The organism is Rubrivirga sp. SAORIC476 (assembly GCF_002283555.1).
In the GTDB taxonomy this organism is placed as follows: Bacteria; Bacteroidota; Rhodothermia; order Rhodothermales; family Rubricoccaceae; genus Rubrivirga.
Genome location: NZ_MVOI01000012.1, coordinates 3,583 through 3,897 on the forward strand (window position 1 = coordinate 3,583; position 315 = coordinate 3,897).

The window sequence follows — 315 nt, forward strand, 5'->3', positions numbered from 1 at the left end:
AACCCGCAAACAGCGGCGGGGCCGACGGGCATAGTCTACGCAGCAGCGACCGGACCGGCGCCGGGACCGCCGGAAGTGACCCGGGTTGCGGGTTCAACGACCTGTTATCCGTCGAGCGGACGGTGAGGACTCTGGGCGAGGCACCCCAGAAGACCCAGAAGCGACAGACGACCGCCGATCCCAGTCGGGCCCACCTGCCCGCGGCATCAACTCCGTTATGCCGCGGGCGGGCGGGCCCGATACGCTACGATGCTGCCGGTCGGTCGGAAAGGTGTTTAGACGTGCATCACAGGGTGCGTTTCCGCGATGTACGAA